This window comes from Hungatella sp. (genome assembly GCF_046966825.1).
The window spans coordinates 20367-36106 of sequence record NZ_JBKVCZ010000056.1 but is presented as its reverse complement, the minus strand read 5'-3'; the positions used below and the strand labels follow the sequence as shown (position 1 = coordinate 36106).

13 protein-coding genes are annotated in these 15740 nt (G+C 50.7%); 12 read left to right on the top strand and 1 reads right to left on the bottom strand.

Annotation, left to right across the window (positions count from 1 at the left end):
- From ACLTD4_RS17590 to ACLTD4_RS17545, 10 genes are all read left to right on the top strand, one after another.
- A partial coding sequence (locus ACLTD4_RS17590) for an aminotransferase class I/II-fold pyridoxal phosphate-dependent enzyme (RefSeq protein WP_412331445.1) occupies positions 1-380 on the top strand: 380 nt, incomplete at its 5' end.
- Between the two features lie 4 nt (positions 381-384).
- Complete coding sequence (locus ACLTD4_RS17585; protein ID WP_117621630.1) at positions 385-1944, top strand: cobyric acid synthase; 1560 nt, start codon at positions 385-387, stop codon at positions 1942-1944.
- Positions 1941-2576: a precorrin-8X methylmutase gene (locus tag ACLTD4_RS17580; protein WP_055657143.1), complete on the top strand. Its 636-nt coding sequence runs from the start codon at positions 1941-1943 to the stop codon at positions 2574-2576. Before ACLTD4_RS17585 ends, ACLTD4_RS17580 begins: the two co-directional genes overlap by 4 nt.
- A 55-nt stretch (positions 2577-2631) precedes the next feature.
- Entirely contained in the window at positions 2632-4254 is a 1623-nt protein-coding gene (locus tag ACLTD4_RS17575; protein ID WP_117621631.1) for a response regulator, read from the top strand.
- Complete coding sequence (locus ACLTD4_RS17570; protein ID WP_117621632.1) at positions 4255-6048, top strand: sensor histidine kinase; 1794 nt, start codon at positions 4255-4257, stop codon at positions 6046-6048. It begins immediately after the preceding gene.
- Positions 6045-7055 carry a substrate-binding domain-containing protein gene (locus ACLTD4_RS17565; protein WP_117621633.1) on the top strand — a complete coding sequence of 337 codons (1011 nt, stop codon included), beginning with the start codon at positions 6045-6047 and terminating at the stop codon, positions 7053-7055. Before ACLTD4_RS17570 ends, ACLTD4_RS17565 begins: the two co-directional genes overlap by 4 nt.
- A gap of 17 nt (positions 7056-7072) precedes the next feature.
- Positions 7073-8104, top strand: a complete 1032-nt coding sequence (locus ACLTD4_RS17560; RefSeq protein WP_117621634.1) for a galactose ABC transporter substrate-binding protein — start codon at positions 7073-7075, stop codon at positions 8102-8104.
- A 219-nt stretch (positions 8105-8323) separates the two neighbouring features.
- A complete protein-coding gene (locus ACLTD4_RS17555) occupies positions 8324-9631 on the top strand; it encodes a substrate-binding domain-containing protein (protein WP_412331448.1) in 1308 nt (435 codons plus the stop codon).
- Between the two features lie 103 nt (positions 9632-9734).
- On the top strand, positions 9735-11243 hold the full coding sequence (locus tag ACLTD4_RS17550; protein ID WP_055657152.1) for a sugar ABC transporter ATP-binding protein: 1509 nt from the start codon (positions 9735-9737) through the stop codon (positions 11241-11243).
- 18 nt (positions 11244-11261) lie between these two features.
- A complete protein-coding gene (locus tag ACLTD4_RS17545) occupies positions 11262-12917 on the top strand; it encodes a galactose/methyl galactoside ABC transporter permease MglC (RefSeq protein ID WP_055657218.1) in 1656 nt (551 codons plus the stop codon).
- Between the two features lie 119 nt (positions 12918-13036).
- Here ACLTD4_RS17545 and ACLTD4_RS17540 read toward each other — a convergent pair whose 3' ends face one another.
- Entirely contained in the window at positions 13037-13501 is a 465-nt protein-coding gene (locus ACLTD4_RS17540) for a CYTH domain-containing protein (protein WP_117621636.1), read from the bottom strand.
- A 535-nt stretch (positions 13502-14036) separates the two neighbouring features.
- On the opposite strand from ACLTD4_RS17540, the gene ACLTD4_RS17535 reads away from it, so the two are divergent.
- Positions 14037-15143 carry a substrate-binding domain-containing protein gene (locus ACLTD4_RS17535; RefSeq protein ID WP_117621637.1) on the top strand — a complete coding sequence of 369 codons (1107 nt, stop codon included), beginning with the start codon at positions 14037-14039 and terminating at the stop codon, positions 15141-15143.
- A gap of 22 nt (positions 15144-15165) precedes the next feature.
- Positions 15166-15726: a DJ-1 family glyoxalase III gene (locus ACLTD4_RS17530; RefSeq protein WP_117621638.1), complete on the top strand. Its 561-nt coding sequence runs from the start codon at positions 15166-15168 to the stop codon at positions 15724-15726.
- Positions 15727-15740 lie beyond the last annotated feature (14 nt).

Sequence of the window (15740 nt, the reverse complement as noted above, 5' to 3'; positions counted from 1 at the left end):
TCTCTGGTCCGGCTCAGTTGGCGGGAGAGGCCGCGCTTGGGGAGACGGAGTATGTGAACCGGGCGAGGGAGCTGGTGAAACGGGAGCGGAGCTGGCTGAAGGCGCAGATGGAGGGCCTGGGGCTTTTCGTCTACGATTCCAGAGCCAACTACATATTTTTCAGGGAGCGGACGCACAGCAAGACCCAGGAAGACAGCAGGACCCGGACGCCGGAATCCCGCAGCCTCTACGACGCCTGCTTGAAAAACGGTATCTTAATCCGTTCCTGCGCCAATTACCGGGGGCTTGACAGCCGTTTTTACCGGATCTGCGTAAAGGACAGGGCCAATAACGAGACATTTATCCGGGTGCTGAAAAAGGCGATGGAAGAGAGGGATTAGATCAATGGCAAAATCAATTATGATACAGGGAACGATGTCCAACGCGGGCAAGAGTCTGATCGCGGCAGGATTATGCCGGGTCTTTAAGCAGGACGGCTACCGTGTCGCCCCTTTCAAATCGCAGAATATGGCGTTAAACTCTTATATAACGGAGGACGGGCTGGAGATGGGGCGCGCCCAGGTAGTGCAGGCGGAAGCCGCCGGTATTAAACCGCAGGCGGACATGAATCCGATTCTGCTGAAGCCGACTTCCGACTCCGGTTCCCAGGTCATTGTCCACGGCGTACCGATCGGAACGATGCCGGCGAAAGAGTATTTTGCATATAAAAAGACGCTGATTCCCGAGGTGGAAAAGGCATACCGGAGACTGGAGGAGGAGTACGATATCATCGTGATCGAGGGCGCCGGGAGCCCGGCGGAGATCAATCTGAAGAAGGATGATATCGTGAACATGGGTATGGCGAAGATGGCGGATGCGCCCGTCCTTTTGGTGGGAGATATCGACCGCGGCGGTGTGTTTGCCCAGCTTTACGGGACAGTGGCCCTGCTTTCGGAAGAAGAGCGGGCGCGGGTGAAGGGACTTGTCGTCAATAAGTTCAGGGGAGACAAGACCATTCTGGAGCCGGGTCTGGATATGATCGAGAACCTGTGCGGCATACCGGTTACGGGAGTGGTTCCTTATGCAGATGTGGACATCGAGGATGAGGACAGCCTGGGACACCATTTAAGCGGAACAGAAAAAGGGAAAAAGACACTGGTGGACATTGCCGTCATACGGCTGCCCAGAATTTCCAATTTTACGGATTTCCAGGTCTTTTCCTGTATGCCGGAAGTCGGCCTTACGTATGTGAACCGTTTGTCGGATCTGGGAAAACCGGACTTGATCCTGCTTCCCGGGACGAAGAACACGATAGAAGATTTACTCTGGATGCGGGAGAACGGCCTGGAGGCGGCAGTACTGAAGCTGGCGTCCGCCGGCGTTCCGGTGTTCGGAATCTGCGGCGGCTTTCAGATGCTGGGAGAAAGCCTGGAGGACCCGTTCGGTGTGGAGACGGAAACCTACAGAGGGAGGCCGGTGGAGGGGCTTAAGCTTCTTCCGGTAAGGACCGTATTCGGGAAAGAGAAGACGAGAACCCGGGTGACCGGTTCCTGTGCCTCCGTTGGCGGAATCCTGGAGGAGCTTTCAGGCATGGAGATCGAGGGATACGAAATCCACATGGGCGAGACGGTCCGCGCGGTACCGCCCCTGTCCTATGTGATGGAGCAAAACGGCTCTCATCTGGCCAAGATGGATGGATGCCAGAGAAATCATGTCTATGGCACGTACATCCATGGATTCTTTGACCGGGAGGGAATCGCAGAGACGGTTGTGAGCGCTCTCCTTGAGAAAAAGGGGCTGACCGCAGTGCGAAACGAAGAGTTTCATTACGCCGCCTACCGGGAGCAGCAGTACGACCGTCTCGCGGCAGTCATCAGAGAGAGCTTTGACATGGCGGCGGTTTACGAAATGATGGGAATCGACGGCAATCGCATGACGGACAGCAGAAAGGAAGATTCAGAATGATAAAGACGGAACTGGAACGGGTGCTTCCCGGTGACATAGAGAAAAGGAGCTTTGAGATTATCACAGAGGAGCTGGGGGAACGGGTCCTGGACCCGGAAAATGAACTGGTTATCAAACGTGTAATTCACACGACCGCCGACTTCGACTATGCGGACAGCTTAATCTTTTCCGAACACGCAGTGGAGCTGGCGAAGGCGGCGATTAAAGAAGGCGTCCGCTTTATCACAGACACCAATATGGGGAAATCGGGCGTCAACCGGGCGGCCCTCCGGAAATGCGGCTGTACGGTGGACTGTTTCATGGCCGACGAAGACGTGGCGGAGGCGGCAAAGCGGCTGGGTACCACCAGAGCCTGCGCCAGCATGGAGAAGGCGGCCGATTTGGGCGGAGACTGTATCTTTGCAGTCGGCAATGCCCCCACGGCGCTGGTCCGGCTGTACGAGCTGATTAAAGAAGGCAGACTGAAACCGAAACTGGTGATTGGTGTGCCTGTTGGCTTTGTCAACGTGGTCCAGTCCAAGGAGTTGATCCTTTCGCTGCCCGACACCCCGTTTATTGTGGCGAGAGGACGGAAGGGCGGAAGCAACGTGGCGGCCGCCATCTGCAATGCGCTGCTGTATCAGTGCATATAAGGGGACTGCATAGAGACAGAATCTTATTATTTACAGGAGAGAAGGGGTATAGATCATGAATTTATACAGCATTATTTTGGTGGACGACGAGGAAGAGGTCCGCAAGAGCATTATCAAACAGATCGACTGGGAATCAGCCGGATTCAAGGTGGTGGGGGATGCTGAGAACGGAGAAGACGCGCTGGAAAAGATCGAGGTCTTAGAGCCGGATGTGGTGTTAACCGATATCCGCATGCCCTATATGGACGGCCTTACGCTGGCGGAGAAAATCCGGCAGAGATATCCTTCCATGAAGGTGGTTATTTTTTCGGGCTACGACGATTTCGAGTACGCCCAGAAGGCGATTAAGCTGAATGTGACGGAGTACATTCTAAAACCGGTCAACGTGGAGGAACTGACCTCCATCCTGAAACGGATCAAGTCCAATTTAGACGAAGAGATTGAAGAGAAGCGCAACGTGAGCCGCCTTCGTGAAAATTACAGAAAGAGCCTGCCGATTATCCGCGAGCAGTTTTTCAACGACATGGTGCACCGGAGGCTGTCAGATGATTTGATCGAGTCGAAGCTGAGGGAATACGATATCCCGATTACGGGAGCCAGGAAATGGGTGATCGCGGCTATCGATGTGGAAAAGAGTGATGACAGAAGCAAGAAGACGCTGTCACTCCACGAGGAGGAAGAGCTGATCCCGATTTCCGTCATGCAGATCGTCCGGGAAAAACTGAAAAGCTACTGCCGGTTCTCCTTATTCCAGTCCACGGCTGAAGCCGAAATGGTGGTGATCGCGGCACTCGACGACGATAATACCACGACGGGGCTCATCGATGTCCTGGGAGATATCTGTAAGGAGGCCAAACGTATTCTGGAGGTTCCGGTCACCATCGGCATCGGCCACAGCGTGACCGGCCTGTCGAAGATCGCAGGCTCCTACCAGTCGGCAGTGGAAGCCCTGGGATATAAGGCGGTGGTCGGCAGCGGAATCACGATCTACATCAACGATATGGAGCCGGTCGGCAGCGGCAAGCTGGAATTTGACAATGCAGACGAGTCTGATTTTATTTCCGCCGTCAAGTTTGGACCGGATGAGAAGATCGAGGCCGTAACGGCCAGGATTTCCGGCAAGCTGGAATCGGCAAAGGTGCATTACCGCCAGCAGCAGGTGTATGTCTTCGGCGTCCTGAACACCATCATTCAGATGATCCAGCAGTATGACTTAAACCTGGAGGAGATTCTGGGCGGCGAGCTGGAATACTTAAGCGTCATCGACAAGCTTCAGAAGCGGGAAGAGTTCGGCGATTGGCTGTTAAAGACAGCGCACAAGATGAACCAGGCCATCAATCAGGAGCGTGACATAACGACGCGCCAGGTGATCCAGCAGGCGAAGCAGTATATCATGGACAACTATCAGAACCCTGATCTGTCCGTAGAGATGATCTGCCGCCACCTGCACATGAGCCCGGCTTATTTCTCGACCATGTTCAAGAAGGAGACGGGGCAGGCCTACATCGCCTATCTCACGGAAATCCGCTTAAATAAGGCCGTGGAACTGTTAAACAAGACGGACGACAAGACGTACGTCATCGCCTCCAAGGTGGGTTACCAGGAGCAGAACTATTTCAGCTACGTATTCAAGAAAAAATTTGGAGTGTCACCGACGAAATTCCGTGGAGCCAGATAAATGAATAAAAAGAAAAACGGCAAGATGATTCATAACAACAGCATACGGTATACGATCTTTACGTATTTTACCGTGACTGCCCTGGCGGCCAGTCTGCTCATCACGTTTTCCATCTATCAGCGTCTGTCGAGCCAGGTGTCCGAGACGGTCATGGAGGAAAACCAGAGCCTGATCGGCCAGGTGGCACGGTCTGTGGAGAGCTATCTGCGCACGGTCATGAAGCTGTCGGATTCCCTGTATTACGGTGCGGTCAAGAACGCGGACCTGTCCTCGGAGTCCATCAACAGCGAGATCACCCTGCTGTACGACAACAACAAGGACAATGTGGACAACATTGCCCTGTTCTCCCAGGATGGGACTTTAAAAGAGGCGGTGCCGGCGGCCAGAATCAAGACGAATCTGGACGTAACCGGGGACGGCTGGTTTTCCAACGCCCTGGAGAAGACGGAGAACCAGCACTTCTCCAATCCTCACGTCCAGTATATTTTCGACGGCAATGAAAGCCAGTACCGGTGGGTGATCTCTCTGTCCCGGGCGGTGGAGCTGACGGAAGGGACATCAACGGCCCAGGGCGTGCTTTTGGTGGATTTAAGCTACTCCAGCCTGGCGCATCTGTTTGAGGGCGTGACCACAGGCACCGGAGGCTACGTCTACTTAATCAGCAGCGACGGGGAAATCCTCTACCATCCGAAGATCCAGCTGATCGATTCCGGACGGGTCTCTGAGAATAATTTAACGGCGGCCGGATACAAGGACGGAAACCATCTGGAAAAGTTCGAGGGGCGGGAGCGGATTATCACAGTGAAGTCCGTCGGCTACACGGGCTGGAAGGTCGTAGGGGTGACTCCAAAGAACGTGGTATCCCTAAACTCCATAAAGACAAGGCTGTTTATTATTTTCCTGATCACCCTGATTCTCTTTATTTTAACAATTATCAACTCCTATATTTCGTCCAGAATCACGAATCCCATCAAGGAACTGGAGAAATCGGTGGGAATTCTGGAGGAGGGAAATTTGGAGACGCCGGTCTATATCGGCGGATCGTATGAGATTCAGCATCTGGGGACCTCCATCAATAACATGGCCAGACAGATCCGGGTGCTCATGAACGATATTGTGACGGAGCATGAGGCCAAGAGAAAGCAGGAATTTGATACGCTGCAGTCTCAGATCAACCCGCATTTCCTCTATAACACCCTGGATATCATCGTCTGGATGATTGAAAATGAGCAGAAGGCGGAGGCGGTCAAGGTAGTGACGGCGCTTGCGCGGTTCTTCCGTATCAGCCTGAGCAAGGGCAAGAGCATCATCACCGTGCATGACGAGCTGGAGCACGTGCGAAACTATCTGATGATTCAGCATATGCGCTTTAAGAACAAGTTTTCCTATTACATCGACGCCGCGGACGACTGTCTGGAGCTGGCCAGTTTAAAGCTGATGCTCCAGCCGCTGGTGGAGAACGCGATCTACCATGGGATGGAGTTCATGGACGGCGACGGCGAGATTACGCTTAAGGTGTGGAAGGAAGGGGAGGACTTATACTTTACAGTCCGCGACAACGGGCTGGGCATGACCCGGGAGCAGGTGGAAAGCCTGTTTTCCGACTCGATTTTAGTGACCTCCAAGAAGGGCTCCGGAATCGGTGTAAAGAATGTGAATGAGCGGATCAAGCTTTATTTTGGCGAGGAGTACGGGCTTAGGATCGATTCAGAACCGGACGAGGGGACGGAGATTACCATCCATCTTCCTGCCGTTCCCTACAGCCGGATTCTGGCGGAGGGCGGAGAAAGATGAAGATGACAAGGCGGGAAAAGATGATATGGGGTCTGCTTGCGGGAGTTTTAGTTCTCCTGTTTCTGCTGTCCTCCACGGATTTAATTATTAAGGAAAAGAAGACAGAGATTTATCCGATTTCCATCGTGATCGGAGATACCACGGATGATTACTACACAAATTTCCGCAAGGGCGTGGACAAGGCTGCGGATGAGTACAACGTGGATGTCAACTTCATCACCCTGTACGAAAAGGGAGATGTCATGGAGCAGATGGATCTGTTAAAGCGCGAGATCGACGACGGGGCGAAGGCAGTGGTGCTGGTCCCCTTAAAGCAGCAGGAGTGCAGTGCGATGCTGGATGGGATGGTCCTTGGCAGCCCGCTGATCGTCATGGGAACCATCTTCCCGGGCGACTGGGCCATGAGCGGTATCTCACAGGACTACCAGGAGACGGGGAAGATGCTGGGGGAAGCCATAACAAGGGAAAATCCCCCGGACAAGCCGGTTCTCGTATTCTCCGAGGGGCTGGAGTACGGCTACAACAAAGAAGTGTATAAAAGCCTTCTGGCGGCGCTCTCCCGGGCGGGCTTCCATGTGCAGCTCTACGAAAAGTACAGAGGCGGCGCTTCCGGCACCAGCGCGGCGGAATGTGAGGATGACTTCCGCCGGACGATTGAAGAAACTGCGGTTTTCAGCAGCGGAGAGGAGATTCTCGTCGCCCTGGACGTGCAGAGCCTGGATGAGGTGGCGGACGTCATCGCGGGAAGTCCGGTTTATGGAAAAGACACTCCGAACCTCTACGGCTTCGGCAGCACGACAAAGATCTTAAACCAGATGGACCGCGGCGTGATAAAGGGCCTTGTGACGACAAACCAGTTCGATGCCGGATACTTAAGCATTGTAAAGGCGGTGGAGGCCATCGAAAAGCGCGGCGACCGGGATCAGATTGTGCTGGAATCGTATTACATCGAAAAAGATGATTTGAAAGAGACGCGTTTCGAGAAGATTCTTTATCCAATCGAGTAAGAAACAGAGGAGGGCCAATGAAAAAGAAATATTCATTAATTGCAGTACTGCTCATAGCTGTTATTCTTGTGTTCGGCTGTCTGTTTTTCCAGAACCGGAACCATGAGGAGAAGGAGGAGAAAAAGACGCTGCGGGTCGGGGTGACTCTGTACCGGGGAGACGATTCCTTTATCAATAATCTCTGCGGAAAGATGGAGGAGAAGGCGAAAGCCTATGAGAAGGAGACCGGCGTCAAAGTGATTCTCGACGTTGTGGATGGAAAGGGGAATCAGAACACGCAGAACAGCCAGGTGGACCGGTTTATTTCCCTTGGTGTGGACGTGATCTGCGTCAATATGGTCGACAGGTCCGCAGCCTCCTATATCATCAGCAGGGCGATGGAGGGGGACATTCCCGTGATATTCTTCAACAGGGAGCCGGTGGAAGAGGATATGAACCGATGGGAAAAGCTTTACTATGTGGGGGAAAGCGCCAAGGAATCCGCGGTCCTGCAGGGGAATATCCTGGTAGACGCCTATAAGAAGGATCCCGCTTCCCTGGATTTAAACGGCGACGGCAAGGTAAGCTATGTGCTCCTTGAGGGCGAGACGAGCCATCAGGATTCCCTGATCAGGACGGAATGGTCGATTCAGACCTTAAAAGACGGAGGCGTACCTCTGGAAAAAATTACCGGAGGCATTGGAAACTGGGAGAAGAGCCAGGGCTCTGCGTGGATGGAGAAATGGCTCGATGAGTATCCGGATGAAATCGAACTCGTGATCAGCAACAATGACGATATGGCGCTGGGCGCGGCTGACGCGCTGGAGCGGAAGAAAATCACAAGGCCCATCAAGATCGTGGGGATCGACGGAACGCCCCAGGGAATCGAGGGGCTGAACTCCGGGAAGCTCTTTGGAACCGTGCAGTGCGACAGCGATGAGTATGCTAATGCGGTATTCCAGATCGCCGCTGCGGCCGGACTTGGACAGAATGTACAGGAAATCGTGAGTTTGGAAGGGGGAAAATACTATAATTGCAGGCAGACTGCACTAACAGCTGATAAAAACTGAAATGTCTTGTGCATGTTGCGATCTGAACCATGGAAAAATGGGCAAAAAACATAAAATCTAAGAAATTTTATATAAAAACGAAAAAAATCATATGGAAATATGCCTAAAATAAAGATATAATATGGGTGTCGATGAGGAAAAATGACGAATCGGCAAATACTATACTATATCTAGGGAGGATTTATCATGAGATTACTCAAAAAAGTAGTAGCAGTAGGTATGGCGTCCACTATGGTATTTTCCATGGCAGGATGTGGCTCCAAGACAGCAGAAACACCAACAACAGCAGCTCCGGCAGAGACGACAACCGCAGCAGCAGGAGAGACAACGGCAGCTCCGGCAGAGACAAAAGCCGCTGATGCAAAAGTGGAGAACAAGGATAAGCCTTTAGTATGGTTTAACCGTCAGCCATCCAGCAGTGCCACAGGCCAGCTTGATATGACGGCGCTGAATTACAATGCGGATACATACTATGTAGGATTCGATGCCAATCAGGGTGCTGAGCTTCAGGGTACCATGGTGAAAGAGTATATCGAAAAGAATATTGACACCATCGACCGCAACGGTGACGGAATCATCGGTTATGTTCTGGCTATCGGCGATATCGGACATAACGATTCCATCGCTCGTACAAGAGGCGTACGTAAGGCTCTTGGAACAGCAGTAGAAAAAGACGGCAACATCAACAGCGATCCGATCGGAACGAACACAGACGGCTCCTCCACCATCGTACAGGATGGTAAGATTGAAGTGAACGGAAAAGAATACGTAGTTCGTGAGCTTGCTTCTCAGGAAATGAAGAACTCCGCTGGTGCTACATGGGATGCAGCGACAGCAGGTAACGGAATTGGAACATGGTCTTCCTCTTTCGGCGATCAGATCGATATCGTTGCTTCTAACAACGACGGTATGGGTATGTCCATGTTTAATGCATGGTCCAAAGACAACAAGGTTCCTACATTTGGATACGATGCAAACAGTGATGCAGTTGCAGCGATCGCAGAAGGCTACGGCGGAACGATCAGCCAGCATGCAGATGTTCAGGCATATTTAACACTTCGTGTTCTTCGTAACGCTCTCGACGGCGTTGATATCGACACCGGTATCGGCACAGCTGACGACGCAGGAAACGTTCTGAGCAGCGACGTATATGTATACAAAGCAGATGAGCGTTCTTACTACGCACTGAACGTTGCAGTTACAGCTGACAATTATAAGGATTTCATGGATTCTACAATGGTTTATGCACCTGTAGCAAATCAGCTTGACGCAGCTGCACATCCGGAAAAGAAGGTATGGCTGAATATCTACAATTCTGCTGATAACTTCCTGGGTTCAACCTATCAGCCACTTCTTCAGAAGTACGACAAGCTGCTTAACTTAAAGGTTGAGTACATCGGCGGCGATGGCCAGACAGAGTCCAATATCACAAACCGTCTTGGCAATCCGAGCCAGTACGATGCATTTGCAATCAACATGGTTAAGACAGATAACGCAGCTTCTTACACATCTTTACTTGATCAGTAATATTCACTAATATTAAAGATGGGCAGGCTATCAGGGAGAAGAAATTCTCCCTGATAACCTCTTTTAATAATCAGGCGTTTTTATAAGCAGAGGAGTAAAAACAATGGCAGATAAGAAAGATGATATCGTCTTATCAATACGCGGTATGAGCAAGTCCTTTGGCCGAAACAGGGTTCTGGACCATATCAATCTGGATGTGAAGCGCGGAACCGTTATGGGGCTTATGGGTGAGAACGGCGCCGGTAAGTCCACCATGATGAAGTGCCTGTTTGGTACCTACCAGAAGGACGAGGGAAATATCTTCCTGAAAGGAAAGGAAGTAAGCTTTTCCGGACCGAAGGATGCCCTTGAAAACGGAATTGCAATGGTTCACCAGGAACTGAATCAGTGTCTGGAAAGAAATGTTATTGACAATCTGTTCCTCGGTCGTTATCCGGTCAATTCCATGGGGATTGTTGATGAAGGCAGAATGAAAAAGGAAGCTTCCGAGCTTTTCAGAAAGCTGGGCATGACCGTTGACCTTACTCAGCCCATGCGTAACATGTCTGTATCACAGAGGCAGATGTGTGAGATTGCCAAGGCAATCTCCTATAATTCCCAGGTAATCGTTCTCGATGAGCCTACTTCCTCTTTAACGGTACAGGAAGTGGATAAACTTTTCGAGATGATGAGAATGTTAAAAGAGCAGGGAATTGCCCTGATCTACATCTCTCATAAGATGGATGAGATTTTTGAAATTTGTGATGAGATATCAGTGCTTCGTGACGGCAACCTGGTTATGACAAAGAGTACCAAGGATGCGAACATGAATGAGCTGATAGCGGCCATGGTAGGCCGTTCACTTGACAACCGGTTCCCGCCGGTTGACAATACCCCCAAGGATGTGATTTTGTCCATCCAGCATTTATCTACAAAGTTTGAACCCCATTTGCAGGATGTTTCCTTTGATGTAAGAGAAGGGGAGATCTTCGGGCTGTATGGTCTGGTGGGTGCAGGACGTACGGAGCTTCTGGAGACAATCTTCGGTGTCCGTACCCGAGCGGCTGGGCGTGTTTACTTTAATAAGCGCCTTATGAATTTCGGAAGTGCGAAGGAAGCCATGGAGCATGGATTTGCTATGATCACCGAGGAACGAAAGGCCAATGGGCTTTTCCTGAAGGGCGACCTTACGTTTAATACCACCATTGCAAATCTGGAGCAGTATAAGACCGGGATCGCGCTCTCTGATGTTAAGATGGTAAAGGCGACTTCGAAGGAAATCAAAATCATGCATACCAAGTGTATGGGGCCGGACGATATGATATCGAGCCTTTCCGGCGGTAACCAGCAGAAGGTTATTTTTGGAAAATGGCTGGAACGCGAGCCTCAGGTTTTCATGATGGATGAACCTACAAGAGGTATCGATGTCGGCGCGAAATACGAAATATATGAGTTGATCATCAATATGGCGAAGCAGGGAAAGACGATCATAGTTGTTTCCTCTGAGATGCCGGAGATTCTGGGAATTACGAACCGTATTGGTGTTATGTCCAATGGACGGCTGTCTGGAATTGTGAATACAAAAGAAACAAACCAGGAAGAGCTTTTAAGACTCAGTGCAAAATACCTATAATGGGGGAGATTGATGGATATGGCGAATGGAAATGGTAAGACTCTTACAGCTGAACAGGAACTTAAGCTGCGCCAGCCAATTGAGGATTATGTTGGTAAGATACAGAGTAAGATCGACAGCCTCAGAGCGGACGGCACAAACAGAGCAGTCGCTCTTCAGAATTCGATTGACGCAATAAAGAGAGACCGCAGCATCACGAAGGGCGAAAAAGAATCCAGGATTACAGCGTATAAGGCTGAGCTGGATAAAGCAAAAGCAGTTGAAGCAAAAAATAAAGATGAGATTTCAAAATTAATTTCCGACGCAACAGCGTATCTGAAGGCACACTTTGATAAGGATTATTATCAGCCGCTGAAGGAGAGCTGTGAGCAGGAAAAGGTGCTCGCAAAGGAAAAGTACCACAAAAAGATTGCGGAGCTGGAGAAAGAACACCAGAGCACCATGTCAAAGCTTTCTGACCATCAGGAAGTGAAGGATGAAAAGTATGTTCATAAGAACCGGATGTTTGATGCGAAAATGGATTTGGAAAAGGAGCTTCAGCAGATCAAGGACAGAAGACACGCGGCGTTTGTCTGGCAGTATCATCTGATTGACTTACTGCGCATCTCCAAGTTCACCTTCACGGAGTCCAGGGCCCAGAAATGGGAGAACTATAAATATACGTTCAACCGCAGGGAATTTTTACTGCAGAATGGTTTGTATATCGCGATTATCCTGATTTTTATCGGGCTGTGTATCGCCACGCCGATCATAAAGGGCGTGCCGCTGCTTACCTATAACAATATTTTAAATATTCTTCAGCAGGCTTCCCCGCGTATGTTCCTTGCGCTCGGTGTAGCGGGACTCATTCTCCTTACCGGTACGGACCTTTCCATTGGCCGTATGGTTGGTATGGGTATGACGACTGCAACCATCATTATGCACCAGGGCGTCAATACGGGTATGGTTTTCGGCCATGTATTTGATTTTACGGGTCTTCCCATCGGTGTAAGAGTTGTTTTCGCGCTGTTTATGTGTATCGTTCTGTGTACATGTTTTACCGCAATCGGAGGCTTCTTTACAGCCAGATTCAAGATGCATCCTTTTATTTCAACCATGGCAAACATGCTGGTTATCTTCGGCCTTGTTACGTATGCGACAAAAGGTGTATCCTTCGGTGCAATTGAACCTTCTATCCCGAAGATGATTATCCCGAGATTAAATGGTTTCCCGACCATCATCCTTTGGGCGGTAGCTGCAATTGCAATCGTATGGTTTATCTGGAACAAGACAACATTCGGCAAGAATTTATACGCAGTCGGCGGAAACCCGGAGGCAGCGGCTGTTTCAGGTATTTCCGTATTCTGGGTAACCATGGGCGCATTTATCCTGGCTGGTATTCTTTACGGCTTTGGCGCATGGCTGGAATGTGCAAGAATGGTAGGTTCCGGTTCCGCGGCTTATGGCCAGGGCTGGGAGATGGACGCGATCGCAGCCTGCGTAGTAGGCGGCGTATCCTTTACCGGTGGTATTGGTAAGATTTCAGGCGTAGTAGTCGGCGTACTTATTTTCACCGTACTGATCTACTCCCTTACAATCCTCGGTATCGACACAAACCTTCAGTTCGTATTTGAAGGTATCATCATTATCACGGCAGTAACACTTGACTGTCTGAAATACGTACAGAAGAAATAAAACAATAATTTACCCAACAGCATGAAAGAATTCGCTTATGCGCCAGCGCACCGCAAATTCTTTCATGCCTTTTTATAAGGGGAAGAATAAAATTTCTCCCCAAAGCATGGTCACCAGGCTCAAAGCAGCTCCATACCTGCCAGCCCCGACAACCGGCTGTTCTGATACTCCCCGGAGTACGTCACATCCCTTCCAAACCATTCCGGAGGAACAAACGCGTTAGCCTCCTCCTCCGTCTCAAACTCCACTTCCGCCAGCATAAGCCCCTCAAACTTCCCTTCAAACACATCGAATTCGATAGTCAAATGCGATCCCTCGACAGGAATCAAGTACCTTTTCTTCGTAAGAATATTCCCATCCGCCTTCCCGATCAAATGCTCATAAGCCTCCTTTGTAAGAGGCAGATTATACTCCTCCCTGGCCAGCTTCCCTCTTGACTTATACGTAAGATAATACGTATCATCCTCCCGTCTTACCCGCACCACCGGCTCTGTACACAGGTATCCCTGCTCAATCGCATGATGAGGATACTCCTTATATCCGGGCAGTGGATCATTTATAAAAAATTTACGTTCTATTTCCATCGATTTACCTCCATTAACAATACGTGTAACCATTGTAAAAATAGTATACCATATACCATAAAGAAAATGTAGTCAAGCCTTTTATTTATTATTTAATGATATTTTAATATTGGTTTTCCCAGCACAGCCAGTACACAGCCCCAGGGTTTGCGGTTAGGGCGAGGGGGACGGGGGAGAGCCTGCGACAGTTTCCTTTTCCGAGGCTCGCAGGAACTTAAGCCGGAAGGCAGGAAAAAAGGGTGGTGAAATCTGGCCTCCAAGCCAGATTTCAAGTGCACATGGAGGAGAAGTCCTTCAGGAGTTCTCCGTAATTTGCGCGGGCCGCCCTTTTTTCCTGCCTTCCGGCTTTAGTTCCTGCCGCCGAGGAAACAAGAAGCTGTCGCAGGCTCTCCCCCGTCCCCCTCGCCCTAACCGCAAACCCTGGGGCGTCCCCTCCCTCAATAATTGTTTCTTCCCAACTCAAGCTGAAACAGTAGATAAAATACCCTAAAAGTGGTAATATAAAATCTACAGACAAAAAACAGGAGAATACATCATGAAAAAGAGAGAAAACCGTATTTTTCCCATCTGTCTGCTGCTGGCTCTGGCGGTCTGCTTTCTGGCGGCGTGTTCGTCTGGAAAAGGCGGGACGCGGGAATCGCCGGGGGCGTCGGAAAGTGCGTCCCAAAGTACATCGGAAAGTGTCAACGGCAGCGGGAACGGTGCGGATGACAGCGGTGAAAGTACGGAAGCAGCGGAGAAGAAGCTGCGGATCGGCGTTGCCATCTACCGGTACGACGATAATTTTATGAAGCTGTATCGGGAGGAACTGAGGCAGTATCTGGAGGAAGCGTATAACGCGGAGGTTGTGGTGCGGAACGCCAGGGGAGAGCAGGAGGAACAGATCTCCCAGGTGAATGAGTTCATCGAGGCCGGATACGACGGGATTATCGTGAATCTGGTGGACACGGACAGGGCGGGCGTGATTGCGGATTCCTGCCATGAGGCCGGGATTCCCCTTGTATTTATCAACCGGCAGCCGAAGGCGGACGAGCAGGCCAGATGGAAGGCGGAGAAGATGGCGGTTTCCTGCATCGGAACGGATTCGAAGCAGGCCGGAACCTATCAGGGCGGTATCATACTGGAGACGGAAAAACGCGGAGATTTTAACGAAGACGGTGTCGTGTCCTACGTTATGATTATGGGAGAAAAGGACAATGAGGACAGCAATTACCGCACCGAGTATTCCATAAAGGCGCTGGAGGACGGCGGCATGAAGACGGAAAAGCTGTTTTCGGGCCATGCTGACTGGAAGAAGGAGGAGGGCCGGAAGCTGGCGGAGAAGGCGCTTGCGCTTTATGGCAGGCGGATCGAGGTCATTTTCTGTAACAATGACGCTATGGCCAATGGCGCGTGGGAAGCCATCGACGCGGCGGGCCGGAAAACCGGAAAGGATATCTACTTAGTAGGTGTGGATGCCCTGGAGGAGACGGTTCAGTACATCAAGGAAGGCAAAGTGACGGGAACCGTGCTGAACGATCACACGGGACAGTCCCATACGGCCGCGGACGTACTGATGAAGATGATTCACGGTGACGAGGCAGAAACAAGGTATCTGGTGGATTATGTGAAGATTTCTACCATCAGTACCCTGCAAAAATAAACAGACAGAGAGGATTATGATCATGGGAAAAGTATATGCATTTGTAGCAAACGGATCAGAAGAGGTGGAGCTGCTGGCAGTCGTTGATGTTCTGCTCAGAGGCGGACAGGATGTGAAGCTGGTTTCCATTACAGGAAGTAAGGATGTGGTAAGCGCACATCAGATAAAGCTGCAGGCGGATCTTGAATTTTCCGAGGCAGATTTTTCTGACGCGGATGTTCTGTTTTTACCGGGCGGTATGCCGGGAACGAGGAATCTGGCGGCTCATGAGGGCTTGTGCGGGGAACTGTTAAAGGCGGATAAGGCTGGAAAGAGACTGGCTGCCATCTGTGCCGGACCCAGCGTCCTCGGCGGACTGGGGATCCTGGAAGGGAGAAAGGCGACGTGTTATCCGGGCTTTGAAGACGAACTGAAGGGCGCGGAATATACGAGACAGGGCGTAGTGACGGATGGCAATGTGACAACCGCACGGGGCCTTGGCTATGCGCTGGATCTGGGAATTGAACTGCTGGCTTTATTGACGGACAGGGAACATGCGGGTCAGATCAAAGATTCGATCCAGTATGACCAGATTCCAATGTAAGGATAAGGGTGTGA